Origin of the sequence: Neobacillus sp. GCM10023253 (genome assembly GCF_042653105.1) — a bacterium.
Lineage (GTDB): Bacteria > Bacillota > Bacilli > Bacillales > Cytobacillaceae > Neobacillus > Neobacillus citreus.
In genome coordinates this window covers 646,862-671,630 of sequence record NZ_JBHSHV010000003.1, presented here as the reverse complement: position 1 = coordinate 671,630, position 24,769 = coordinate 646,862, and the positions used below count along the sequence as shown (strand labels likewise).

Below are 24,769 nucleotides of genomic sequence, written 5' to 3'. Positions count from 1 at the left end.
AAGTGGGCATCGAGTTAGCAATTGCATTGTTAACATATGTCTTATTGGTTGTCATGGCTTATCTTGTCTTTGTCTTATCTAGTGAGAAGGAGGAACGCGGCTCTCTCATTATTAACCAGGCCTATAACTATGCGTTTGCCATATTATCCTTCGGCATTCTTATCGTCATTGCCCTGGCCAAACTGCCAAACGTCACGTTGGATAACCAGACTACCAATTATTTAATTTTGGCTAGTAAGTTTATTTCGGTTATCACGCTAGGCGGAAGTGTGTTTATACTAACCAAAAAGTATAAAAGCCCAAAATAAAAATCTGCCTACACACTGGGGCAGATTTTTTACTATCAGATGTCATTAATAACAATATAAGTTGCTTTCACCGGTCCATGCACCCCAACCACGAGGTTCAGTTCAATATCCGCCGAGTTGCTTGGTCCAGTGATAAAATTGATGCATGACGCGACGCGGCCCGTTTTATCGTGGATTTCCCGCATTTTTTGAGCGGCCTGCGTCATTCTTGGTACTAACGAGCTTTTTGGAATAAGGACTACCGATGCGGCAGGTAAAAAGCTTACTGTCCTCCCCTTATTCTCGTCACTAAATAAGACAGCTGTACCAGATTCAGCAAGCGTGACCTCACTGATTGTGATGCCAATATTGGCGTTTTCCGCTTTTGAAATGTTCTCTGCTCCTTTTGCAGGATCCCATTCAAAGACATCAATATTCTGTGATTGCCATTCTGACTTCATTAGGGAATTAAGGCCCCATTCCGCAAATCGCTCATCTTTCCAAGTTACAATTGGACCTCCGCCAAAATCAGCTACCACTCCATTGAGGGTGGAACCCAAATTGATAAGATCAGTGGTATAAATCGTTGTATGAATCCTTTTACACTGCTCTTTTAACACTTCTAATAATTCATCCTGAGAAGCGTCTTTTAACACCTCATCCTGCGGACGGAATTTCCATTGAGGGCGCTCAACTGGTGTGGTAATTCTTGAACGCCCAAGCTGTCCGGCAATTTTATTTAAAAATGCATCGCGATTTTGGATTGTACCAGTCATCGTTCTATTTGCCCCCCTTCTCGCGATTTTTAAACCAATCTCTGAATCTCTCTTTATTCGGTGCTGGGAATTCACGAATCTCTGTCCAGGCCTTCAATGGTCCGGGTCCCTTTGAGATTTTGTCCCCTACTGTAAATGGATTCATCGCCGTTGGTGCAATTTTCGAGCCAATTTTATATAAAGTCGGTGACGCTGCTCCTAAACCGAAAGCCTTCATGGCTAGCTTTTCCGAAATAGGTGCTTTGCCTTCCCTTTCCACGATCACTTCACGATGTTTATGAAGCAGGTTATGCAGCGGAATTTTTACAGGACAAACCTCTGTGCAGGCACCGCAAAGTGTAGATGCGTAAGGCAGTTCTTTGTATTCGTCATAACCGCCAAGCAATGGAGACAACACGGCCCCAATCGGTCCGGAATAGATAGAACCGTATGAATGTCCGCCGACATGACGATAAACTGGACATACGTTAACACAGGCCGCGCAGCGAATACATTGCAGGACGGATTGGAATTCCCCGCCTAAAATATTAGAGCGGCCGTTATCCACGATTACCAAATGAAACTCTTCAGGACCATCTACATCCATTTTTTCGCGTGGTCCAGTCAACACAGTAATGTAACTAGTTAGTTTCTGCCCGACCGCACTCCTTGTTAATAAAGAAACGAGCACTTCCATTTCCTCGAAGGTAGGAACAATCCTTTCCATTCCCATCACGGTTATTTGCGTTTTTGGCAATGCCGTAACTAAATCCGCATTGCCTTCATTCGTAACTAGAGTAATCGAGCCTGTTTCTGCCACCGCAAAATTACAGCCGGTGATACCAATATCAGCAGACAGGTATTCCTGGCGCAGCATTTGCCGGGCGTGTCCAGCCAATTCTACTGGTTCAGAGGATTTATTATAACCAAGTTTTTTTTCAAAAACTTCACGGATTTCCTCTCTATTCTTATGTAGAGCAGGAGCAACGATATGGGAAGGGGGATCGTGATCATCCACTTGGAGAATGTATTCGCCAAGGTCTGTTTCAATAACCTCGCAGCCTTCTTCCTCCAACACCTGATTTAAGCTGATTTCTTCGGTCACCATTGATTTTGATTTCACGATCTTTTTAGCATTTTTCCGTTTAGCCACTCCGCGAATATATTCAACGGCTTCTTCCTTCGTCTGGGCAAAAAAGACATGACCGCCCTGCTTTGCCACATTTTCACTTAATTGCTCCAAATAATAATCCAAATACTCAAGAACATGCTGGCGAATTTCTTCGCCGTGTGAGCGCCATTCTTCCCAGTTCCCCAGCTCCTCAGCCGCCAGGCGTCTCTTCAGGCCCATTCCGTCCTGGGCACTTGAAACCGCACCGCGCATAAAATCATTATGGATTCCCTTATCGACACGTTCTTTAAATTGCTCATTGCCAATTTTCATAGCCATCCTAAAACCCCCCCATTTCTATCAATCTTGCAACAACTATTAACGGCTATTCAATACCTCAGCAATATGCAAAACCTTAACTGGTTTTCCTTTTCTATCGATACGGCCGCCGATATTCATGAGGCAGCCGGCATCTGCGCCAATCAAATAATCCGCACCTGTTTCTTCGACGTGGCACACTTTTTCATCGACCATTTGCTCAGAGATTTGTGCCATTTTTACAGAAAAGGTCCCGCCAAAGCCGCAGCATTGTTCCTTGCCAGGCAATTCAGTAAACTTTAAACCTTTTACATGTTTTAATAGAGTCATAGGGGCTTCGTTTACTCCTAGCAATCTCGTCATATGGCAGGAGGTATGATAGGTGGCATTCCCTTCAAATGTGGCCCCGACATCCTCAACCTTTAAAACATCTACAATGAATTGAGTAAGTTCATAGGTTTTCTCCGCCAATTTCCTAGCTTTCGGTTCCCAAACAGGGTCGCCGTTAAAAATATGAGGATATTCCTTAAACATAAACGCGCAAGAACCGGAGGGCGATACGACATATTCAGCGTCCTCAAATGCTTCGATCATCCGTTTCATGGCTTCCTTAGATTCTTTTACATACCCGCTATTATATGACGGCTGTCCGCAGCAGACTTGTGATTCTGGAAAATCTATCTCGCAGCCAAGCTCCTCGAGCAGTTCAACCGAAGATTTCCCTACATTGCCCTGAAACATATCAACCAAGCAGGTTACAAATAGACTCACTCTCATTGTTGTATGCCATCCCCTTTGTCCGAATAATTTGTTAAAAATCGGATCTGTTTTTGTTTTATTATAATATATTTCAGTTTATTTTGAATTGTTATATGGGAAATTATTAACCTAATGTAGAAAAAGCTGCCTCAATGAAACCGTGGCAGCTCTAATAGTTCTATTATTTTTGAACAATTTTCCCTTTTTCAGTGATAAAAATAGCCTTTCGGTTGTTGTAATCTTCCGTTTGAAAGAAGATTCTCGTAAGAACAGGTAAATGAATTGACTGGAGATAGGTTGCAAGCTTTTTAATATTTTCCATATATATTTGTTGTTCTTCGGGAGTTTTCAAAAACCAATCTTCTGGCAGATTGACGATCAGGACGCTTTGATAGCCCATATCATAATGAAGCGACCTGTATGTCGGTATATGTGGACCTGCGTCCTCACTTAATTGACGTTCGATGATAAAACTGGATTGCTCTAGATGTGGAAATAGTTGGAGAATGTATTCTTTGATGGGTTTAGCTTCAGGAGAATTCCATAATACCGCGGGGTACAAATCTTCATATCCCGAATCTGAATCGTGCGAAACAGCTACCTCAAAAACTAACTCAGGATTGCGGTTAGGTGCGGCCTTTGCATAATAGCCAGAACCAAGGCCATTATATTGCATACTTTTAATAGAAAAATCCATTTGATATTTTGCATCCAAATAAGAAAGCATCGCCTGCTTTTGCTGGTATTTCCTCCAAGGAGTTCCGTTAAAAATCGAATAAATGTAAAAACCTAATACTACAACTAAGCCGAAAAAAATAGTCATAACGATCTTCCGAGGCTTCATAAAATCTCACTCCCTTTTTACCATTTTATTCGAGGCTGCTTTCCTTAACAATAAAAAAAGAAGACCCGACGAGTAGCCGGGTTTCAACTGTGCTTTTATCTTTCAATCACCTTTTGCAATACATAATAATAAAGAGATGATTGATCACTTTTCTTTAAGGCTGTTGCCATCCAGCCATTATTAAAGTAATGGGTGAATACATCCCGCGTCCGCATCCTCCACTCTAAGGCGAGAGACATCCGCTGGATTTTAATTTCCTGGATATTACCCGGAACTGGAACATATAAAAGCTCTGCATTATTTCCGTAACCAAGGTGGACGGACTCTGGCACAGGAAATCCCAGCTCATCATAGATCACATTTATCAATCGTGGAACGTCACCAGTTTCGTTCACATCAGGGGCCACTTCAGCCTTTTCTTCGACAATTCGCCACTCCACTAGAAACCGGTCAGACGGCATGCCGGCATTAAGGACGTCGGGCATATCCCCATAGCAATTTTCAATATATTTCTTACAAATCCCGCCTAACTTGCTTAAATTCAAATATCCGTTTACGGTTTCAAGCGGATCATATGTCCACTCAATATGCTTGTAGCCTTTTTCCAAGGCGACTTCCCGCTGCTTTCGTTTTAATTTTTCGCCAATCCCGATTCTTCTATAATCAGGATGAATCCCCATACTATGTGAGCATAAATAGACGCTCGAGCCGTTAAAGCCTGGAAAGCTGTATTGGAAACCGATTAGTTTTTCATTCAGGAAAGCTCCAATGACCAGCCCTCCGTTTTTTACTACTGCAACGTAATGGTTGACAGGCACGGGATCATCATCTGCCCAAACAATGCGTTCAAGGTTGGTGACTAAAGCCAGTTCCTCGGGAGAAGTAATTGTTCGTAAAGAGATGTTTTCTATTATTTCTTTCAAAATTATTCCTGCTTTCTTATAAACAATGATTATACGACCCTTTTTAAAAAGCTTTTTAACCGATCACTTCTTGGATTGCTGAAGAGTTCGGCCGGCGGACCTTGCTCCTCAATCACACCGTTACTCATATAAATTACTCTATCCGCAACCTCTTTGGCAAACATCATCTCATGCGTTACGACAACCATGGTCATGCCTTCCTCTGCTAGCTGTTTCATAACGTTCAGAACCTCACTGACAAGTTCTGGGTCAAGGGCAGAGGTTGGTTCATCAAATAACATGATTTTCGGATTCATGGCAAGTGCACGTGCTATGGCTACCCGCTGCTGTTGTCCACCCGATAACTTGCGGGGGTAGACATCTTTTTTGTCTTTCAGTCCCACTTTATCTAAAAGGGTTAAGGCTGATTCAATTGCTTCCGCCTTTGATTTTTTCAAGGCGTGCATCGGTGCTTCAATGACATTTTCCAAGACAGTCAAATGCGGGAATAGATTAAATTGTTGAAAAACCATCCCTACCTCATGACGTCGGATTTGTTGGATAATTCTTGGTGTATAATTTAGCTCAATTCCGTCAATGACAATTTTCCCGCTGGTTAATGTTTCGAGTCCATTCAGGCAGCGAAGAAGGGTGCTTTTTCCGGATCCGCTGGAACCGATTAGGGAAACTACTTCTCCGGGATAAACCTGCAAATCTATTCCTTTTAATACTTCCAACTGGTTAAAACTCTTATGGACATTTTCAATTTGAATAATAGGATGAAGATGATCCTTTACTTTATTTGACACCCACAAGCCCTCCCTTCTTTAATGTTCGCTGATGGACATTTTAAATTCTATCTTGCTTAGGAAAAATGATAAGATCGTTGTCATAATTAAGTATAGCAGAGCTGCGGAAATATAAAATTCGATAAAGGCATAGTTTGTTGAGGCAAACCTTTGTGAAGTCATCATCAACTCTGAAACGGTGACAAGGGAGGCTAGTGATGAATCTTTTAATAGTGTAATAGATTCATTGCCGATTGCCGGAATGCTGACCCGAAATGCCTGCGGAAAAATAATTCTGCGCATAATGGTCGGATAGCTTAACCCCAACGATTGGGCCGCTTCCATTTGACCCTTCGGGATTGAAAGAATACCGCCCCTTAAAATTTCCGCAATATACGCACCGGCATTGATTCCGAGCGCCAAGACGGCTGCAGGGAATGGCGCTAATTCAACCCCTATTTGCGGCAAACCGAAATAAACCAGAAATAATTGAACCAATAAAGGCGTTCCACGCAGTGTCCAAATATAAAAGTTAGCAAACAATGAAAATGGCTTAAATTTTGAGATCTTCATGATGACAATGATAATTCCCATTACCAATCCTAAAGCGATGGAAAAAATGAAGATTTCAAGTGTCGTCACAGATGCTTTTAGCAGAAATGGAACGTATTGCTCCACTAGAGAAAAATCTAACATTTATTCAGCCCCTTATCGGATGTCTTTTCCGAACCACTTTTTGCTGATGGCTTCAAAGCTTCCGTCTTTTTGCATATCAGCTATTACCTTATTGATTTCTTTACGAAGTTCATGATCTTCCTTGCGAATGGTCATACCAGCCTTCTCCGTATTCAATAAGCCATCAATAGCCTTAAAGGAATACTTTTGATCGATAATGATTTTAGCACCGACACCTTGGTCCGTTGCTACGCCATCAAGCCTTCCTGCTGCCAGGTCCTCAAAAGCAAGAAAGTCATTTTTATATAATTTGACATCTGCTCCATTCTTAGTAGCCATTTCTGCAGCTGTAGTCGAAATCGTTACACCGATTGCTTTGCCTTTCATATCTTTTGCTGTTTTAATAGAAGAATCGTTTGGAACAAAGAGCTGGTTTCCGGTCGTGAAATAATTGTCGCTAAATGAAACCTTCTTCTTTCTTTCTTCCGTAATAGCCATATCAGAAATGATAATATCAAACTTTTTACCTATTAATGCAGGAATCATACTATCCCAAGGAGTGGCTACAAGGACGGGTTTCACACCAAGTCTTTTGGCAACTTCATTAGCGATTTCCACATCAAATCCTTCTAACTCATTGCTTTTGTTGATGTAGTTATACGGAGGATACGCTCCTTCAATGGCAACATGAATTTCACCTTTATCCTTTATCGCCTTAAGGGTACCGCCATCTGCCGAACCGTTGGTCTCTTTACTGCCTCCGCACGCTGCCATAATCATCATTAAAAAAATTAAACCCATTCCTAGTACATACTTTTTCATTTGTAGTTCACTCCTTTATATTAGTTTTAAAATTAAGATACCGTCTCTTTTTTAATCATTAATTCCTGGAGCGTATTCTCATTAACTTCGATGCCCAGTCCCGGTTTGCCACTTAAATGAACGAATGGGATTTGATATTCCAGGTTGCCAATGTCCTTACTAAAAAGTAATGGCCCGGTTAATTCTGTACTGGTAATATTTTTTCTGGCAATGGCGGTATGATAGCCGGCCGCAGAACCGATAGAGGATTCGACCATCGAACCAATCTGGCAGGAGATTCCTGCAGATTCTGCGGTTTTTGCAATATGAATGGCTGGATAGATCCCGCCTGTTTTCATTAATTTAATATTGATTTTATCTGCAGCACCTTTTTTAATAATTTCGATCACATCTGAACCGCCATGAACTGTCTCATCAGCCATAATCGGAATAACCGTTTTCTTTCGCAATTCCGCGAGCCCATCAAAATCTCCCATTTTAATCGGCTGCTCCAGCCATGAAATACGAAGCGGGTCAAGTAATGGCAGGACTTGAGCTGCTGTCGCATAATCATTCCAGCCCTGATTAACATCAACACGAATTGGGACGCCGTATCCAACTGCTTTACGGACAGCCTTTATTCGTTCAACATCTTTAAAAGCCTCCGTTCCAACCTTTAATTTTAAGGAGCGGTATCCTCTTTCGACGGCTAGTTTTGCTTTTTCCGCCATTACCTCTGGCTCCTCGATACTTAACACTTTAGGAAAAGTAAGCTCGTCATGGTATTTTCCGCCAATAAGATCATAAACCGGCTTCGCTAAATACTTCCCCATCAGATCATAACAAGCTATATCAACTGCTGCCTTGGCTGCCGGGTTGGCATAGATGCGACTGTCCATAATATGGTGAATTTTTTCAATTTCAAATGGGTTCTCCCCCATCACAGCAGGCAATAATTGGTGCTTTAATACCTCAATTGCGCTAAAGAAAGATTCCCCTGTCACATGCTCATCAGGAACTCCTTCCCCATATCCTGTTAAACCATCATCCGTTTCCAGCTTTACAATGACAGAAGGCATATAGTCATAAGTTTCATATGAAATAATAAAAGGTGTTTCTAAAGGCAGGTGAATGCCAATGATGTCTGCTTTAATGATTTTCATGTTGATCTCCCCTTCACGTTAGCGACAAGTGTCGTTTCACTGTCGCTAATTGGATGTTTTTATAATATACTGAAAAATCCTAAAAATCAATCGTTTTATTGGTTTAATATAAAATAGTTTTTTAGTTTCTCAGAGATGTTATAAAGCGCACGCGGACGGCCTTGATCATATGGCTGCTCCTCCCCTGTAATGTGTATAAAATCATGATCAAGAAATCTTTTTATAAACCTCTCTGCTGAACGCCTGCTTACCGCTAAGTAATCGGCCAATTCCTGCGCTGAAAATGAACGAAATTGGTTAAGCCTAATAAAATCAAAAAACCTTAGCAAATTTTTAGAGGTCATTTTAAGCTCATCGGCTAATAATTGAATATCGTGATCTTCATTTTTTAAAATATATTGTTTTTCATTTTCAAATAAGGGACCTATTAATTTTTTGTCTTCGTCCAGCAGGAAAATAGTTGTCTTTTCTGTTGAATGTTTTTCAGTAAAGTATAATGCCCCTTTTGCATGGTTTTCCGCATCTTTCATGGTATAACCATAGCCGATACCAATTTGCATTGAGGATTTAATTTTCTCTTCTAGTTCAAAAACTTTTTGCAAATGTTCCTTCTGAACTTCCTCTAAGGATCCTCGATTAGTATAAATAAGAAACGGCTGATAGTGATCTAATGAAACCTTTGCATTTAATTGTCGTGCCATTTCGTTTAAATATTGCAGCATTTGGAGCCGGAATACCTGATCATCCTGAGGGTCTGGCTGATTTACTTTCAATGAAATGACAGCAATTTGCGAATCCTTGGTTTTCTTCAGTTTAGTCAATGTAATGGCTTTTTCCAGACTCTCTTTTAAGGCTTGCTTGGGCTGGACCATATTAATGGTCGGAACACCGAAATTCTGAAGCTCTTTATAAACAGCATGTATACTTGTTAAAGCAAACTGTGTTTTTTTTGCAAAATAAAGGTCTTTGTGAAACCGGACAAACTGTGAAATATCAAAAGCAGACTTCTCTTTTTCTAACTGATAGATCCACGGGTAATCCTTTACATAAAGAGGACCATTTGAAATCTTTATTTCTTTTAAGACATTGTCCAGGAAGTCCTTTTTGGGCAAGTCAATTGAAATCTTTTCAAGCGAAATTTTCTCATGAAGGTAAACCGAAAATAAGGATAAGGAAACCATAAACTCGTTAAATGTAGAGTACGTTGCCAATATCCGAGATTCGTTTATTTTTTCCTGTCCGTAATAATAGGCAATAACTCCTGATAATAGCAAGATATCAGTCTCTATCCCCGCCTTTTCAATCAAATGATCGATTTCCCACGGAGAGTCATACGTGTAGTTGATAAATTCGACATCAGGAAATAAGTCGTAGAATTCGGAAATAGCATCAATAAATAAATTTGAACCAATTACACCAATAACGTCCAACATAACACTCCTTCCTAATTTATTTAATTTCGAGTATATCATGTAACAAGAAAAGTGTAACCAAGTATTTACATATTAAATAGTTTTGCCAATGCCAATGAAAAAAGACTGAGCAGACTCAGTCTTTTTTCATCTCAATCAATAATAGATGGGATGTTTCATTTGCTTTAATTTGAATATCTTCCTCAACAATTTCCATGGCATCTCTCGTATTTAAAGAAAGATCATTGATTGTTGAACTTCCTTCGATTTGCACCAAATAGGCTTGTCTTCCTGCACTAACTGGAAAACTGATTTCTTTGCCTGCTTCAAGTTCCAATGAATAGATGTTTGCATCCTGGTTTATTTTGATTGGGGCGTCCCCTTCCTTACTTGAAACCATATGAAGCCACTGGTTGTGCCGATCTTCCCAATTAAATCGGTAATCACCATAATTCGGCTCATACCCCGCCCTATCTGGGAGAATCCAGATTTGCAAAAATCGTAATGTCTCGCTGCCAAGATTATGCTCGCTATGGAAGACACCTGTCCCCGCACTCATATATTGGACATGGCCGCGTGTAACCGTATTTTTGTTTCCCATACTGTCTCCATGTGTAAGATCTCCATTCACCACATAAGAAACAATCTCCATTTCTTTATGGGGATGAAGATTAAATCCAGTACCGGGTGCGACCAAATCGTCATTGATGACTCTCAACTGCCCGAAATGGATATTTTTCGGATTATAGTACTCTGCAAATGAGAAATGGAAAATACTATTTAGCCAGCCTAAATTACTTCGTCCCATTTTTTCGTTATCTAATTTTCTGAGCATGTCATTGGTCCTCCTTCATTGCCTCTATTAAAACCTCAATTTAAATCATTTCGAATTCGAGATAATTCTAGTACTTTTCCTTGTGTTTGTCAAACTCGCCAAAATCCCCACTTGATTTAAAATGAACGGTTATAAAGGCCTTCTTATTTTGAAAAAAACTAAATATATTGTCTTATAACCTTCATTAAAGGGGTGTGGACTTTCGTGAAAAAAATAGCTGTTGCCATTATTCATGGGATTGGCAGACAAGACAAGGACTTTGCTTCAGGCATGATTGGCATGCTAAAAAAGAATTTTGCCAAGAAAATAGGAAATTTGGTCACAGACCCTTCTTCCCAGCTGATATTCCAGCCCATTCAATGGTCAGAGGTATTAGAGGACAGAGAGGAAGAACTTTATGAGAAAATCGTTTTGAACCACAAGTTGGATTATCAAAAACTTCGTCATTTTCTTATTCATTATATGGGAGATGTCATCGCCTATCAGCCTGTGGAGTCAGCAAAGCATAATTACGAAAGAGTCCATGAAAAAATTGCCGAAAATCTTCGTGAGCTTGCTAATAATGCCGGCGGGAATGCCCCATTATGCGTGATTTCCCATAGTTTAGGGTCGGTCATCACGAGTAATTATTTCTATGATTTGCAGTATAAAGAAAATGACGGCACTGTAGATGGGAGTCAATTTTCACCTTTAGAAAATGGGGACACTATTACCCTTTTTTATACCTTAGGAACGACCCTTCCATTATGGAGTCTGCGTTATTTTAACTTTGACCAGCCCATCAAAATCCCTTCGCCCAAACTGAAGGAATTCTATGCCGGCTTAAACGGTGAATGGATCAATTTTTATGATAAAGACGATATTCTAGGCTATCCATTACGGCCGATCAATGACATTTATAAAAATGCGGTTACTGAGGATAGGCAGGTAAACGTAGGAAATATTTTAACAAGCTGGAACCCTTTGTGCCATATGAGTTATTTTAGAGACAAGGATGTAATTGAAGGGATTGCGGATGGGTTGGTTCGGACGTGGAGGCATATAAATAAACCAAACTGAAAAAAATAAAAATGCTTCTTACAAAAAGCAACTGGAGTATGAAATCATGAATGAAAACCAAATTCAAGCCATTAAAAATCACACCATTCCACTAAAAGAGGTGAATGACTTCCAGCCTTTAATAGAGGAAATCAATCACCAGAAATATGTATTATTAGGAGAATCCTCACACGGGACTTCTGAATTCTATAAGATTCGGGCGGAGCTTACAAAAAAGTTAATCCAAGAAAAAGGATTCACTTTTATTGCAGTTGAAGGTGATTGGCCGGCCTGCCAACAGGTTAACCGCTATATCAAAGGTTACGATAACGAATATACCAATGCCCGCGAGGTATTAGCCGCGTTTAACCGCTGGCCGACATGGATGTGGGCAAATGAAGAAATTATTAGGTTGATTGAATGGTTAAAGGACTACAATCATAACCTGCCAACAGACCGACGGATTGGCTTTTATGGAGTCGATGTTTATAGCTTATGGGAATCAATGGACGAAATCATTAAATATCTTGAAAAAACAAATCCTTCAAGCGTCGAAGCAGCAAAAAAGGCATTCGCCTGCTTTGAACCCTTTAATCGCGAGGGGCAAATGTACGGGGTATCGGCTTCCTTTTATGCAGAAGACTGCCATGATGAGGTCATTAACCTTCTGACAGATATTGTGACAAACAAAAAGAAATATTCAAGCTCCGAAGAAGGCCAATTAAACCTGGAAGTTAACGCAATCGTCACAGCTAACGCCGAAAACTATTACCGGACGATGGTCGTAAATGATAATGAGTCTTGGAATATCCGCGACAGGCATATGGTGGAGGTCATTACCAAAATCGGTTCCTATAATGGTAAAAACGCAAAAGGCATCATTTGGGAGCACAATACCCATGTCGGTGACGCACGAGCGACGGACATGGCGGATGAAGGACTTGTGAATGTTGGGCAGCTATTAAGGGAACAGGAAGGACAGGAAAATGTCTATATTGTCGGATTTGGCACCCATCGCGGGACCGTTATTGCAGCAGATTCATGGGGTGTAGATTTTAAAAGAATGATTGTTCCTCCCGCCCAAAAAGGTAGCTGGGAGGACCTGATGCACGAAGCCGGAAATCACGACAAGCTGATTCTTTTCAACGAAACCATTCGGCAGCATTTTTCCAGCAGGATTGGCCACCGTGCAATCGGAGTTGTTTACGATCCCAGGTATGAACACTTTGGAAACTATGTACCATCAGTAATAGCGGAACGATATGACGCCTTTATCTATATAGATTCTACAACCGCACTTGAGCCGCTCGCGGTCGAAACAGTGTTTGTATAATAAAAAGCCGCTCACAACTGAGCGGCTCTTTATATAGTCTCGATATTATCTTGCTAACCAGCCGCCATCAATCGCCAGGATATGGCCATTCATATAATTAGAGGCGTCACTTGCAAGGAATACTACTACGCCCATCAAGTCAGATGGGTCTGCCCAACGTGCGGCCGGGATGCGGGAGAGAATCTCGGCGTTGCGTTTTTCATCCGCCCGAATTGGCGCTGTGTTGTCTGTCGCAATATATCCTGGTGCAATCGCATTAATTTGAATATTATATTCTGCAAGTTCGTTGGCAAACGCCTTCGTCAGACCGGCAACAGCATGTTTGCTGGCTGTATAAGGAGGAACGAACTTGCCTCCCTGGAATGACAGCATGGAGGCAATATTGATAATCTTTCCGGATCTTTGCTTCACCATGACCTTTGCCACTTCCTGACTAAGCAGGTAGATGGAATTAAGATTGATTTCCATTACGGCATCCCAATCCTCTTCCTTATACTCGAGGATAGGAGCACGGCGGATAGTACCGGCGTTATTCACCAGAATATCAATCCTGCCATATTCATTCATACATTCTGCAGCTGCCTGCTTAACCTTTGCCCTGTCGCTTAAGTCCGCCTGGAAAAAGACCGCACGCTGTCCAGTTTCTTCGATTAGCTTCTTTGTTTCATTCCAATCCTCACTGCGGGACACCACAAAAAGATCTGCCCCGGCTTTTGCAAGGGCAACGGCGTATGCCTGACCAAGTCCCTTGTTGCCCCCTGTAACGATGGCGACTTTTCCTGCTAGATTGAAAAAATCAAGGGAAAAGGATCTTAGATTATTCGTCATGTCATTAGCCTCCGCTTTTTTATATTTTCATACTGCCGTAAAAACTAGCGCAAATCTTCCATTTTCACAAAATCCATATCAGTGTAGGTGATATTTTCACCGCACATCCCCCAAATAAATGTATAGTTACTTGTGGCTGTACCTGTATGAATAGACCAGCTAGGAGAAATGGCCGCCTGCTCGTTTTTCAACACTAAGTGTCTTGTTTCATCCGGTTTACCCATAAAGTGGAAAACACGTGTTTCAGATTCCATATCAAAGTACAGGTAGACTTCCATTCTCCGTTCATGGGTGTGGCATGGCATGGTATTCCAAACACTGCCCGGCGCAAGCATCGTCAATCCCATTTGCAGCTGGCATGATTCACAAACATTCGGGTGGACATACTGGTAAATTTTCCGTTCATTTAATGTGCCCGGCTCGCCCATTTCAAGGGGAACAATCTTGTTAATATCAATTTTGACTGTAGGATAGGTAAGATGTGCTGGAGTCGAGTTGATATAGAATTTGGCCGGATTGTTTGCATCATTGGAACGGAACAGGACTTCCTTTGTTCCCTTGCCGACATACAGGCCATCTCTTCCCTGCATCTCATATTCCACGCCATCCAGAATAACCGCACCATCGCCGCCGATGTTGATAATTCCCAGCTCACGGCGTTCAAGGAAATACTCCACGCCAAGCTCTTTATCCAATTTGATTGTCAATTCTTGCTCAGCAGGAGTGACCCCTCCAAAAATCATCCGGTCATTATGTGTATAGGTTAAGTGGACCTGCCCAAGCTCAAATAGGGTTTCCACTAAAAACTCCCTTCTTAATTCTTCCGTTGTGTATTTCTTCATATCCTCGGGGTGAATTGCATAACGAGTTTCCATTATTCATTACTCCTTCATGAAAAATTTATTGTTTCAAAACCTGCCGGCCATTTACCGGCAGGTTTTGTCAAACGTGGATTCTTCCTACTGTCAAGTTACTTTGCAAACGTTAACATTTACCGTTTATCTATAGTCTATCAAAACTAGTAATATATGTAAACCATTATTGTTAACGTTAACATTTTTCGATTATGTCAATAGAATTCCTTGTAAAACAAAAAAGAAGCCACCAAAAAATTTGACAGCTCCTAAAGTTTGATTTCCAAATTAGTTTAAGTACATTCGGAATCCAATGATGATAAGCAATACGGATAACATTTGAAGGACCACTTTACCTGGTATTTTTTGTGACAAAATTACCCCAAGCTGAGCACCGACCATAACGCCCAATCCTCCCCAGATGATCGTCATCCAATCAAAACTGCCATAATAAAGATGAAGAAGAACGCCTGCTGATGAGTATATGCATAAGGAAAAGATGGATGTTGCTGTTGCCTGGTGAGTAGATACATGAAACAGATAAATTAAAATCGGAACCAGCAGCCAGCCCCCGCCAATTCCCAAATAGCTTGAGAGAATCCCCATTATGAAACCTAAAGGAAGCAGCCATTTTGACTGAACAAGAGGAATATCTACTGATTGAATCTCAGCTTTATGTAAAGAAAGACCATCCCTTTCTCCCTCTGAAATAGCTAGTTTTCTCTTTAATGGAACCGAGGAATTTTTCATCATTAAAAATATGCCCAGACAAACTAGAATACTCGCAAAAAGAATATAGAAAAAGTTCGAAGAGTATAATTGCAGCAGCCAAAAACCGATAAATGAACCAGGTAATGCTGCAAATGCAAGTGTCATTCCCATCCGATAATTTATCTGTCCTTTTCTGGCATACCCTACAACGCCGGATATCGCATTGATTAGGACAATTACCAAACCTGAACCAGCTGCAACCTCTGGTTTTAAATGGAAAAACATTAATAGCACCGGGACAAAAATAAATCCTCCGCCGGCCCCAACAATGGTTCCGTATCCTCCAGCGATGATTCCAATTAAGAGAAGCAGCAGGCCTGTTGAGATATCCATATTTATGCCTCCTTTAAGAACGAAAACTGGGAATAATAACATATTCCCAGTTTTCATACTATTTAAATGGTTAGTAAACCTTGGGCATACATTTTCTTCAATTCTTTCTTATCAATCTTTCCAATTGGCGTAAGTGGGAACTGCTCCTGGAGATAAACCACTTTCGGCACCATATACTTTGAAGTGCGCTCCTTACAGAACTGAATAATATCCTCCTCTTTACAGCTGCTTCCTGCTCTTGGTGACACAATGACACAGACCGCTTCACCCCAATCCTGATGGGGAACACCAATACACGCACTCATGGCTACTGCCGGATGCTGATTGACGACCCGTTCAACTTCTGAGGAATAGACATTCATGCCCCCGGAAATGATCATATCCTTCTTCCGGTCGACAATATAAAGGTATCCATTTTCATCCCACTTGCCGATATCTCCCGTGTAGAACCAGCCATCACGAATGGCTTCCTGGGTCTGCTCCGGCCTTTGGTAGTAGCCTACCAGCATGGAAGGTGATTTTACAATAATCTCTCCCATCTCGTTTTGTCCCACATCATGGCCGTTATCGTCAATTACTCGAACTTCAGTAAACAAGCACGGTTTGCCGCAGCTTTTCAAAACTTCCTGGTTATGGTGATAAGCCCAAACATGAGCGCTTTTCGATAATCTGGAAATAACGATATTACACTCTGTCATACCGTATTGCTGGCGCATAATCGGCCCAAACACTTCGAAGGCTTCCTTAAGTCGCTTGGGTGAAATGGGTGAAGCACCATAAAAGATATTGCGCATGGAACTGACATCATATTCCATGGTTTTCACCTGGTCGAGAAGTCTGTACAGCATGGTCGGGACCACAAATGTAGTAGTAATCTGATATCTTTTAATGGCCTTGATAAAATGTTCTGCATCAAAAGCACGCATGACATAAACATGGACCCCGGAAATCAGGGCTCTCCACAGCAGGGAGCCGCCCGCATGAACGATTGGTGTACTTAACAGCAACCGGTCACGGTCATCTATTGGATCCTCCATCGCAGCAGAAAGGATGCCCGCAGCCAAACCTGCCTGGGAATGCATAACGCCCTTCGGTGTACCTGTTGTCCCGCCAGTGTAAGAAAGAAGCGCGATATCTTCCCCTGCCGATACATGGAAATCCAAATCCTTTTTTTCCACAGGCCATTCGAATTTCATATATTTTTCTGGATAGTCGACACCAAAACCTGGAAGCCCAATCACATGAACATTCGGATCATTTGCCTCCTCCAAGTATTCGAGAATGGTCGTAACATGAGGCTTTGTTGCCATGATCACTAATTTCGGTTTTGCTTCCCGCAAAATAAAGCCAACTTCCCTTGTTCCCAGCTTTTCGCCGAGCGGGACTAAGGTTGCGCCAAGCCGCTGGACAGCAAGCCCAAAGATAACCGCTTCTAAGCTATTGGAAATAAGGGTAGCGATATGGGTCCCCCTTCTGGCACCTAAATTGTGTAGATAGGTTGATACAAGCTCTATTTTTTCTAACAGTTCCCGATAGGTTATCGTTTCCTCAGACGGCAGTAGGGTGACTGCTGGGAGTTCTGCGAATCTCCTTAATCCCTTAAGGAGCAATGCCTGAAAAGTCGTCTGCTGCATAATAAGTGGTCCCTCCTTAAAAATTGAATTAATCCTTCAAAAGTTCCTTGGCAATTGTATTTTTTTGAATTTCCGAAGTTCCGGTCAGGATCCGGTACATCCGCGAGCTTCTGTACATTTTTTCAACCGGGTGCCCTTTCACCAAGCCTTGGGAGCCGAATATTTGGATGGCCTTATCGGCGACACGGTTGTTTACTTCTGATGCAAACAGCTTTGCCATGGAAGCCCCTGCCCGCTCTTCTTCCCCCCGGTCGATTTTTTCAACTACATCGTAAACCATACTTCTTGCCGCATAGATTTCCGTGGCCATTTCCGCCAACATGTGCTGGATTGCCTGAAATTCACTAATTGGGCGGCCGAATTGAACCCTCTTTTTGGCCTGTTCCACTGCTAAATCAAGAAGGTGCTGAGCCATTCCTACGAAACTGGCAGCATGAGAGGCGCGATTCGTATTGATTCTCTTTAAGCCTAGCAACAAGCCTCTTCCAGGTGCACCGATAATATTCGAGGCAGGCACCCGACACTGATTGAAAAGTAATTCAGCATGAATTCGTTCTCCTGAAATCGGGACTTGGATGTTTCCGAGTTCAAAACCGTCATTAAGCGGTGTCTTTTTATCAACTAGGAAAGCTGTAATTCTAGGTTTCTCGTCTTCTACTAATTCTTTTGCTATGACAATCGCAAAATCAGCATATGGGGCAGCACTGATAAAATGCTTTTTCCCTGTTAATATGTAGTCATCTCCGTCTTTAACTGCCGTTGTTTCAATGGCAAACGCATCTGAACCGGCATTAGGTTCTGTCAGTGCGAAACAGCATCCGATATCTCCGGCAACTACCGGGATGACGTATTTTTCAATTTGCTCTTTTGTAAAGCTTTCGAGCATCTGGCCGATTCGGAGCGGTCCGCCGATTTCTCCGAGCACCTGTCCCCATAAGACTGCCCCGGAACGAGCTAATTCTTCCTTTAACATGCAAAGTCCTTTTAAACTAATTTCCTGTCCTCCATATTCCCTTGGCAGGTTAATTCCATAGAACCCTAACTCTCTAGATCTTTTTCTGACCCACTTGATCGCCTCCATCGGGATGTCTTCTTCCGCATTAAGGCGCTGCTCCTGCTCATATGGAAATAATTCATTTTGGATAAAATCGCGCAATTTCCCATAAAGCGATTTCAAGTCATCTCCTACCATCATTAGCATTAACGTCCCTTCTTTCATTAAAAATTTTATTAAATATTTTAAATCTTAAATTAATTATATTTATAAATTATTTTTAAGTAAAATAACCATTTATTATATTTACTTAAATAAAAATTATATTAAATATAAAAAAATAGCTCCCTATTTTTTAATAGGAAACTAATATTTTAAGGTTGTTGTATATACTTCAAGACATTTAATAAACTCTTTGACTGCTTTGGAAAAGTGCTGTTTCTTTGAGCGCACATATCCTAATTCCATTAAATCATGATGAAAATTCGTCAATGGAATGGGAACGAGCTCACCGCTCAGGTAATACGGATCACTGTTGATCCCGATTTCATAAGAAAGGGTAATCGCCAAGCCTTCCGCAACTGTTTTCTTAATCACTTCTGTATTATTGGTTAAAAACAAAACATCTAGTTCTCCATATTTTGCGAAAAAATCATCGAGATAAGCTTTCATATTAGGCCCATTGTAAAAAACCAGGGTTTGATCCTGCAGTTCTTGTGGTGTGATACTTTTTTTGCCGGCTAAGGGGGAGTTCCTGCCTACAGTTACAACCACCTTTGCTTCCATCAGTTTGCAAAACTCCAGTTCGTCCTCTTTAGGGTTTTCTTTAGGCATATTTAACAATCCAATGTCTATTTTATTTTGCAGAACATCGTGGATAATTTCTTTGCCGCCTTTTTCATCAATGACAATTCTTACTTCGGGATACTTTTTCTTAAATAAAGCCAACGATTTGGGCAGGACTGTCAGAAACAGGCCCTGTGTAGAGGATAGGCGCAATTCTTTTTCAATTGTGTCCGAATGTGCTTGGGCACTGTCCTTCATTTCCTCAAGCTTACTCATTACCTCATAGGCTTTTTGAATGATGTCCATGCCTTCCTCAGTCGGAATCGTCCCCAATCTCGACCGTTTGAAAATCTTGATTCCTAATTCTTTTTCAAGGCTCGTAATCGCCATACTGATACCGGCCTGGGAAATATGAAGACTTTCCGAGGCGGTAGAAATCGAACGTGTTTCGGCAACTTTAATGATATATTCCAATTGTTCAATATTCATGGATGATTCCCCTTCAATTTCTCATATTAGAATCATACCGCGAATTGTAAGCCCATTCAATCAAAGAGTTTAAGCATAGCTGATGGATTTGGCTTAATAGAATTAAATAGCCGCCGTTTCATTTTCAAATTCCTTTGATGATTGTGAAGCATTATTTTTCATCGAAATGACAATAACCATAGCTAGTAGCGCTGAAATGACTAAAAACCAGAAAGCCGCATTATAGGAGCCCTTAAATAAGCTAATGATCAAGCCAATTGCTGTTGGAGAAACCGCGCCGGCAATTTGACCCGCAAAGGTGACAACACCAGAGACCGAACCGGTAAGTTCCTTTGGTGAATATTTGATAATAATCGTATAAAGAACAGTTCCGAAAAAAGAAAGGGCGATGGAATTTAACGTAAGATACGTAATAAACTGTGCGACTGACGTAGCATTTGCCATAAAGTATAGGAAAATCGCACATAAAAGAGCACCGGCAGCGGCCAAGTATTTTTCACGGCCGACCATCCATTTATCCAATACCAATCCGCTCACATTAAACATAAAGAACCCAAGAATGTAAGGGAGAGCCAGTAAACTGCCGGCGTGAACTATATCCACTCCTTTTTCCTTTACCAGGTAGATTGGCATCCATGTAATCAATCCATAGTTAATAATATTAAATAAAAATTTAAAAGAGATGAGTTTCCATATGTTATCTATTTTTAATAACAGCTTTAAAGGAACCTTTTTTCGAACTTGGGTGACTTTCGTTTTGTGTGCTTCTTTAGGCTTTAAGATAAACCAAAAACCGACAGCAACAATCATGCCCAATATACCTGCGACCGAAAACATGCCTCTCCATCCGAACGAAGCGATCATCGCAGCAGCAAGGGCTGTACCTAGGATTCCGCCTATATTTTGCGCAGATAGGAAAAAGGAATTGGCCCGGCCGCGTTCTTCTTGAGGAAAGTTATCCCGGATGGTTGACATACTGGCTGGATAAAAAGGGCCCTCTCCCAATCCGAAAATGAATCGAATGAATAATAAAGATACAAAGGACCAAGCGAATCCAGTCATTAAGGTAAACAAAGACCAGCCAAACAGGGATAATGTAATCATGACTCTCGCACCGTACTTGTCCGTCATCCATCCGCCAAGCGGCTGCATGAGCGAGTAACTGATGAAAAATATACTGATCAACAAACCAGTCTGAGAGGTATTTAGGTGAAACTCATCGCCAATTGGGATTACCGCAACGTTAATGGCGACACGGTCAAAAAAGCTTAAAACCATTCCTACAAATAAAAGACCGCTTATGATTATTTTCCGTTTTTTACTAGCATACATCTCCATTTCCACTCACTCCATTTTAAGTTCAGTTTAAAATACAACATTAGCAAACCTGCAGCCCACAATTCACTAAAACCGAGGCCGATAGGAAGCGTTTTCAATTTATAAATAATGTCTAGCTAGTTCAACAAAGTTGATACGTCTGATTGATTATGCCAGTTTAATAGTTGGAAATATTCTTAATCTTGGGATTAATTTTATCATAAAATAAATTTAAGAAAATTAAGTAATTATTATGATGATATAAATTAAATTGATAGATAATCATTCAATCAAATTTGAGTTAGGCCGGTTCCGCATAGATTTGGAACCGGCACATATATAAATATTTATGGTGTCACGATATTTACCTTAGGATCAAATTTATCCAGTAAAGATAAAAATTCTTTAAATTGTCCCTTGTTTCCAGTAACGGATACCTTTCCGGAAGCCTCCATTTTATCCAAATCTTCTTTTCCTAGAGCGATTAGATAGAATGTTACTCGATCTACTACTAACGTGGCATCAGGCTCTGATGCCGTTTGACCTTTCTTATAATTGACAACAGAGTTTCCTAAGGTAATCGTATAGTTTGTTTTTAAATCTCTGAACGACACATTAAAAGTCATATATTTGCCTTCTGCCTTCGTTCCGTTTAACTTAATCGAGACTAAGTTTAGGAAATCATCCATCGGCATGTTCAGAAGCGTATCTAGATTCATCATGCCGCCTGAGCCTTTCGATTCTGCCACTCCATTTCTTAGCTCCTGGGCCCCTGTCAGGTAAAAGTTTCTCCAAACAGAGGATTCTGCCATATATCCTAACTGTTCGTATGCTTTGGCAAGTAAATCCTTTGCTTCCTTATTATTGGGGTCTGCCATCACCACATGCTTTAACACTTGTGCCACCCAGCGGTATTCACCTTTGGCATAATCATGTTTTGCTTGTTTAAGAACATTTTTTTCGCCGCCCATGTATTCAACATATTTAGCCCCCGCTTCTTCCTGCGGCAACGGGTCCAAATCGGAAGGGTTTCCGCTGAAATAGCCTAAATAATAGTTATAAACCGCCTTCACATTATGCTTTAGCGTCCCGTAATAACCACGATTCGCCCAAACCTTGTCGAGGCTTTCTGGCAGCTTAATTTTTTCGGCAATTTCATCCGCGGTGTAGCCTAAATTCGCCATATGGATGGTTTGGTCATGAATGTATTTATACAAATCACGCTGGTTTTTAAGTTGTTCGAACACACGATCTTTACCCCATGTTGGCCAGGAATGGGCGGTCACCATGACGTCGATATCTTCACTACCATATAGATCGATTGTTGCATCAAGAGCCTCTACCCATTTTAAAGTATCCCTAGTCTTGGCACCTCTTAACGTGTAGATATTGTGCAAGGTATGTCCTGTATTTTCTGCTACCACCAGTGTTTTATAATCTTTAATATAGTAGTGCATTTCAGCAGGTGCTTCCGTGTTTGGTGTTAATAGAAACGAAAAAGTAATCCCGTCTATTACCATTGTTTGTACAGGATCCTTTATTTCTGCGGTTGGTGGCATATAACTAAAAGTTCCGTTGCTTAATCCTGGTCCAATACCGGACGTGACAAAACCTTGCTCATTGGCAGGCAAGAGATTACCAAACATATACCCCGCCCGGCGGGACATGATGGTGCCTAAAAGAACGTTTTCACTTAGTGCCTCTTTATTGAATCCGTCCGGTACAATAATGGGAACTTTTTTTGGATCGGCAGCATATTGGGCTACCCCTTTAATTCCTCCGAAGTGGTCAACATGGCTATGACTTATGACAATAGCGCTTACTGGTTTTTTAGGACGATGTTGAAAATAAAGTTCCATTGCCGCTTTAGCTGTTTCCACGGTTGAGAGCGTATCCAAAACAATTAATCCTGTTTTTCCCTCGACAATGGTAAGAACAGATAAGTCTTGTCCACGAACTTGATAGACTCCGTCGACGACTTTAAACAAGCCGGAAATATTTTGTAATTGGGCTTGTCTCCATAAACTTGGGTTAACCGTATGTGCCGCCGGGACATCCTCTTTTATAAATGAATACTGATTGCTGTCCCAGATCACATTCCCAGCTGGATTCTTTATTGGATCCATTTGTAAAGGCGCAATAAATCCTTTATGAGCATCTTCAAAATCTTGCCTGTTTGAAAAATCCAACTGGTTGTACACTGCCTTATTGGCCAGGATGGTAGTGCTAGATGCAGGCATCGGCTTACTTGTGTCAGCACTTGTATTAGTTGAACCTAGCAATAACATAAAAGCAACTGGAACCAATACCGTCCCTCTCATAAACGACTTTTTCGACAATTTGTTATAACCTCCCCTTGAAAGTATCCTTCCTTCTAGCTGTTACCTTAGTTTTTGAAATTATCTAAATTCATTTTATAATTAAAATATTTTTAAGTAAATTTACTATTATTGATGGTAACTTCAGTTTTGTTTATATAAAAATTAAAAAAGGGGCCCAAACTATTTAAATTTGGGACACCCTCTAAATTATTCTTGTTAAATTTTACAAATCCGCTAAACCTTTGAAAAGTTCTACACCTGTCTCGATGAGATCATCACGGAAGTTATACTCATAGCTGTGCAGGTTCGGATAATCTTCTCCGTTGCCAATATAAGTATAGGCTCCCTTTGTGAGTTTTGTGTAATGACCAAAATCTTCGGAACCGCGGAACGCTTCCTCTAGCTCAATCAAATCGAATCCTTTATCTTTACAAACCTGACGAATCTTATCGGAGCTTTCTTTGTCATTCGCTGTTTCCGGGAATTCATCTTGGTATTCAAAGCTTACCTTTAGACCATACTTCTCCGCTTCCGCAATCGCCACGTCCTCAAGCTTCTTCTGAAGTTTATCCATTTCTTCTTCGTAAAGGGCACGGATTGTCATTCTAAGCACACCTTTGCTGGCGTTAACACCGAACGCTTTGGCACCGATATCCACTTGGACAATCGTGCATAGAACAATACCTTTGTTCACAGCAGGATCAATGAATCCAGGAATGGCATCGATGACCTTGGCAATCGCAAAGGATGGATTGATTCCCTTCTCCGGTTCGCTGGCATGAGAAGGTACACCCTCCATATGTATGCTCATTCCCTTGGATGCACAATGGGCTGTTCCGTCAATGACTAATACGGAATAGTGTTTAAAACCGCTCATATTATGCCAAGCAAAAATTTCATCAATGTTATTTTCCTCGATAAAAACAGCACACTCTGCTGCACCGTCACCTGTTTCCTCCGCATGCTGGAATAAGAAGTAAACGTTGTTGTCGCAGCCCTTCTGATCAATTTCCAACGCAAATCCAGCAAGGGTTGCGGAGTGCCCGTCATGCCCGCATTTGTGTGACACTCCAGGAATTTGCGAACCGTATGGAAGATTAATAGTTTCCTCTATCGGGAGGGCATCAAAGTCCGCACGGAAGGCAACGTTTCTTTTACCAACATTAGAGTGATAGATCGCATAGAACCAACGGCCCCGATCAACGATTTCAAGCTTTGTGTTTGCTTGTAGGAAATCAATTAAATGTTGTTTCGTCCATTCTTCATAATTGGATAATTCAGGATGTGCATGTAGTTCATGACGAAGCTGCACCGCCAATTCAAGGTTTTTCTTTTCCAATCTGTTTCTCTCCTCTCCATTTAAGGACGAATCCCTAGTTTACATAGTAGCAACTAGGGACCCGCCCTTACACATTACTAAT

The 24,769-nt window shown here is 41.2% G+C and carries 23 protein-coding genes; 3 read left to right on the top strand and 20 right to left on the bottom strand.

The genetic code is table 11. From position 1 onward, the window contains the following. Positions 1-2 precede the first annotated feature (2 nt). Complete coding sequence (locus ACFPA1_RS03655) at positions 3-308, top strand: hypothetical protein (RefSeq protein ID WP_378581349.1); 306 nt, start codon at positions 3-5, stop codon at positions 306-308. Between the two features lie 35 nt (positions 309-343). Here the strand turns inward: ACFPA1_RS03655 and ACFPA1_RS03650 are convergent, their stop codons facing one another. From ACFPA1_RS03650 to ACFPA1_RS03600, 11 genes are all read right to left on the bottom strand, one after another. After that, a complete protein-coding gene (locus ACFPA1_RS03650) occupies positions 344-1,063 on the bottom strand; it encodes a LutC/YkgG family protein (RefSeq protein WP_378581347.1) in 720 nt (239 codons plus the stop codon). Positions 1,064-1,067: 4 nt separating this feature from the next. Next, on the bottom strand, positions 1,068-2,492 hold the full coding sequence (locus ACFPA1_RS03645; protein WP_378581345.1) for a LutB/LldF family L-lactate oxidation iron-sulfur protein: 1,425 nt from the start codon (positions 2,490-2,492) through the stop codon (positions 1,068-1,070). A 39-nt stretch (positions 2,493-2,531) separates the two neighbouring features. Next, on the bottom strand, positions 2,532-3,248 hold the full coding sequence (locus tag ACFPA1_RS03640) for a (Fe-S)-binding protein (RefSeq protein ID WP_378581343.1): 717 nt from the start codon (positions 3,246-3,248) through the stop codon (positions 2,532-2,534). A 163-nt stretch (positions 3,249-3,411) separates the two neighbouring features. Then, entirely contained in the window at positions 3,412-4,074 is a 663-nt protein-coding gene (locus ACFPA1_RS03635; RefSeq protein WP_378581342.1) for a hypothetical protein, read from the bottom strand. Positions 4,075-4,169: 95 nt separating this feature from the next. Continuing rightward, complete coding sequence (locus ACFPA1_RS03630; RefSeq protein WP_378581340.1) at positions 4,170-4,997, bottom strand: GNAT family N-acetyltransferase; 828 nt, start codon at positions 4,995-4,997, stop codon at positions 4,170-4,172. A 29-nt stretch (positions 4,998-5,026) separates the two neighbouring features. After that, positions 5,027-5,752, bottom strand: coding sequence for an amino acid ABC transporter ATP-binding protein (locus ACFPA1_RS03625; protein WP_378581853.1), 726 nt, complete (start codon positions 5,750-5,752; stop codon positions 5,027-5,029). Positions 5,753-5,803: 51 nt separating this feature from the next. After that, positions 5,804-6,460, bottom strand: coding sequence for an amino acid ABC transporter permease (locus ACFPA1_RS03620; RefSeq protein WP_378581338.1), 657 nt, complete (start codon positions 6,458-6,460; stop codon positions 5,804-5,806). A gap of 12 nt (positions 6,461-6,472) precedes the next feature. Further along, positions 6,473-7,261 (bottom strand): transporter substrate-binding domain-containing protein, encoded by a 789-nt coding sequence (locus tag ACFPA1_RS03615; RefSeq protein ID WP_378581336.1) that lies wholly within the window; start codon positions 7,259-7,261, stop codon positions 6,473-6,475. 32 nt (positions 7,262-7,293) lie between these two features. Continuing rightward, positions 7,294-8,403: a mandelate racemase/muconate lactonizing enzyme family protein gene (locus ACFPA1_RS03610; protein ID WP_213140556.1), complete on the bottom strand. Its 1,110-nt coding sequence runs from the start codon at positions 8,401-8,403 to the stop codon at positions 7,294-7,296. Positions 8,404-8,498: 95 nt separating this feature from the next. Continuing rightward, a complete protein-coding gene (locus ACFPA1_RS03605; RefSeq protein WP_213140557.1) occupies positions 8,499-9,836 on the bottom strand; it encodes a hypothetical protein in 1,338 nt (445 codons plus the stop codon). A gap of 115 nt (positions 9,837-9,951) precedes the next feature. Then, positions 9,952-10,650 (bottom strand): pirin family protein, encoded by a 699-nt coding sequence (locus ACFPA1_RS03600; RefSeq protein WP_213140558.1) that lies wholly within the window; start codon positions 10,648-10,650, stop codon positions 9,952-9,954. 204 nt (positions 10,651-10,854) lie between these two features. Between ACFPA1_RS03600 and ACFPA1_RS03595 the strand changes: the two genes are divergently transcribed. After that, positions 10,855-11,709 (top strand): chemotaxis protein, encoded by an 855-nt coding sequence (locus tag ACFPA1_RS03595; protein WP_378581334.1) that lies wholly within the window; start codon positions 10,855-10,857, stop codon positions 11,707-11,709. A gap of 46 nt (positions 11,710-11,755) precedes the next feature. Continuing rightward, positions 11,756-13,021 (top strand): erythromycin esterase family protein, encoded by a 1,266-nt coding sequence (locus ACFPA1_RS03590; RefSeq protein WP_378581332.1) that lies wholly within the window; start codon positions 11,756-11,758, stop codon positions 13,019-13,021. Positions 13,022-13,066: 45 nt separating this feature from the next. Here ACFPA1_RS03590 and kduD read toward each other — a convergent pair whose 3' ends face one another. The 9 genes from kduD to ACFPA1_RS03545 all read right to left on the bottom strand — a co-directional run bounded on the left by kduD (position 13,067) and on the right by ACFPA1_RS03545 (position 24,687). After that, positions 13,067-13,849 carry a 2-dehydro-3-deoxy-D-gluconate 5-dehydrogenase KduD gene (gene kduD, locus ACFPA1_RS03585; RefSeq protein WP_213140561.1) on the bottom strand — a complete coding sequence of 261 codons (783 nt, stop codon included), beginning with the start codon at positions 13,847-13,849 and terminating at the stop codon, positions 13,067-13,069. 44 nt (positions 13,850-13,893) lie between these two features. After that, entirely contained in the window at positions 13,894-14,724 is an 831-nt protein-coding gene (gene kduI / locus ACFPA1_RS03580; RefSeq protein ID WP_378581330.1) for a 5-dehydro-4-deoxy-D-glucuronate isomerase, read from the bottom strand. 267 nt (positions 14,725-14,991) lie between these two features. Further along, positions 14,992-15,807, bottom strand: a complete 816-nt coding sequence (locus tag ACFPA1_RS03575) for a sulfite exporter TauE/SafE family protein (RefSeq protein ID WP_378581328.1) — start codon at positions 15,805-15,807, stop codon at positions 14,992-14,994. 62 nt (positions 15,808-15,869) lie between these two features. Next, complete coding sequence (locus tag ACFPA1_RS03570; protein WP_378581326.1) at positions 15,870-17,441, bottom strand: class I adenylate-forming enzyme family protein; 1,572 nt, start codon at positions 17,439-17,441, stop codon at positions 15,870-15,872. A 28-nt stretch (positions 17,442-17,469) separates the two neighbouring features. Further along, the gene (locus ACFPA1_RS03565; RefSeq protein ID WP_378581324.1) at positions 17,470-18,642 is read right to left on the bottom strand and encodes an acyl-CoA dehydrogenase family protein; all 1,173 of its coding nucleotides are present in this window, start codon (positions 18,640-18,642) and stop codon (positions 17,470-17,472) included. A 159-nt stretch (positions 18,643-18,801) separates the two neighbouring features. Further along, positions 18,802-19,710, bottom strand: coding sequence for a LysR family transcriptional regulator (locus tag ACFPA1_RS03560; protein ID WP_378581322.1), 909 nt, complete (start codon positions 19,708-19,710; stop codon positions 18,802-18,804). 102 nt (positions 19,711-19,812) lie between these two features. Next, entirely contained in the window at positions 19,813-21,048 is a 1,236-nt protein-coding gene (locus ACFPA1_RS03555; RefSeq protein WP_378581320.1) for an MFS transporter, read from the bottom strand. Positions 21,049-21,374: 326 nt separating this feature from the next. Next, complete coding sequence (locus ACFPA1_RS03550; protein ID WP_378581318.1) at positions 21,375-23,366, bottom strand: alkyl/aryl-sulfatase; 1,992 nt, start codon at positions 23,364-23,366, stop codon at positions 21,375-21,377. Positions 23,367-23,571: 205 nt separating this feature from the next. Then, positions 23,572-24,687 carry a M20 metallopeptidase family protein gene (locus ACFPA1_RS03545; RefSeq protein WP_378581316.1) on the bottom strand — a complete coding sequence of 372 codons (1,116 nt, stop codon included), beginning with the start codon at positions 24,685-24,687 and terminating at the stop codon, positions 23,572-23,574. Positions 24,688-24,769: the final 82 nt, after the last annotated feature.

Coding starts and splice junctions, on each gene's coding strand:
- ACFPA1_RS03645 (WP_378581345.1), bottom strand. CDS start 2,492: ATGGCTATGAAAATTGGCAATGAGCAATTTAAAGAACGTGTCGATAAG.
- kduD (WP_213140561.1), bottom strand. CDS start 13,849: ATGACGAATAATCTAAGATCCTTTTCCCTTGATTTTTTCAATCTAGCA.
- kduI (WP_378581330.1), bottom strand. CDS start 14,724: ATGGAAACTCGTTATGCAATTCACCCCGAGGATATGAAGAAATACACA.
- ACFPA1_RS03600 (WP_213140558.1), bottom strand. CDS start 10,650: ATGCTCAGAAAATTAGATAACGAAAAAATGGGACGAAGTAATTTAGGC.
- ACFPA1_RS03590 (WP_378581332.1), top strand. CDS start 11,756: ATGAATGAAAACCAAATTCAAGCCATTAAAAATCACACCATTCCACTA.
- ACFPA1_RS03650 (WP_378581347.1), bottom strand. CDS start 1,063: ATGACTGGTACAATCCAAAATCGCGATGCATTTTTAAATAAAATTGCC.
- ACFPA1_RS03555 (WP_378581320.1), bottom strand. CDS start 21,048: ATGGAGATGTATGCTAGTAAAAAACGGAAAATAATCATAAGCGGTCTT.
- ACFPA1_RS03615 (WP_378581336.1), bottom strand. CDS start 7,261: ATGAAAAAGTATGTACTAGGAATGGGTTTAATTTTTTTAATGATGATT.
- ACFPA1_RS03620 (WP_378581338.1), bottom strand. CDS start 6,460: ATGTTAGATTTTTCTCTAGTGGAGCAATACGTTCCATTTCTGCTAAAA.
- ACFPA1_RS03635 (WP_378581342.1), bottom strand. CDS start 4,074: ATGAAGCCTCGGAAGATCGTTATGACTATTTTTTTCGGCTTAGTTGTA.
- ACFPA1_RS03570 (WP_378581326.1), bottom strand. CDS start 17,441: ATGCAGCAGACGACTTTTCAGGCATTGCTCCTTAAGGGATTAAGGAGA.
- ACFPA1_RS03605 (WP_213140557.1), bottom strand. CDS start 9,836: ATGTTGGACGTTATTGGTGTAATTGGTTCAAATTTATTTATTGATGCT.
- ACFPA1_RS03640 (WP_378581343.1), bottom strand. CDS start 3,248: ATGAGAGTGAGTCTATTTGTAACCTGCTTGGTTGATATGTTTCAGGGC.
- ACFPA1_RS03575 (WP_378581328.1), bottom strand. CDS start 15,807: ATGGATATCTCAACAGGCCTGCTGCTTCTCTTAATTGGAATCATCGCT.
- ACFPA1_RS03565 (WP_378581324.1), bottom strand. CDS start 18,642: ATGCTAATGATGGTAGGAGATGACTTGAAATCGCTTTATGGGAAATTG.
- ACFPA1_RS03610 (WP_213140556.1), bottom strand. CDS start 8,403: ATGAAAATCATTAAAGCAGACATCATTGGCATTCACCTGCCTTTAGAA.
- ACFPA1_RS03560 (WP_378581322.1), bottom strand. CDS start 19,710: ATGAATATTGAACAATTGGAATATATCATTAAAGTTGCCGAAACACGT.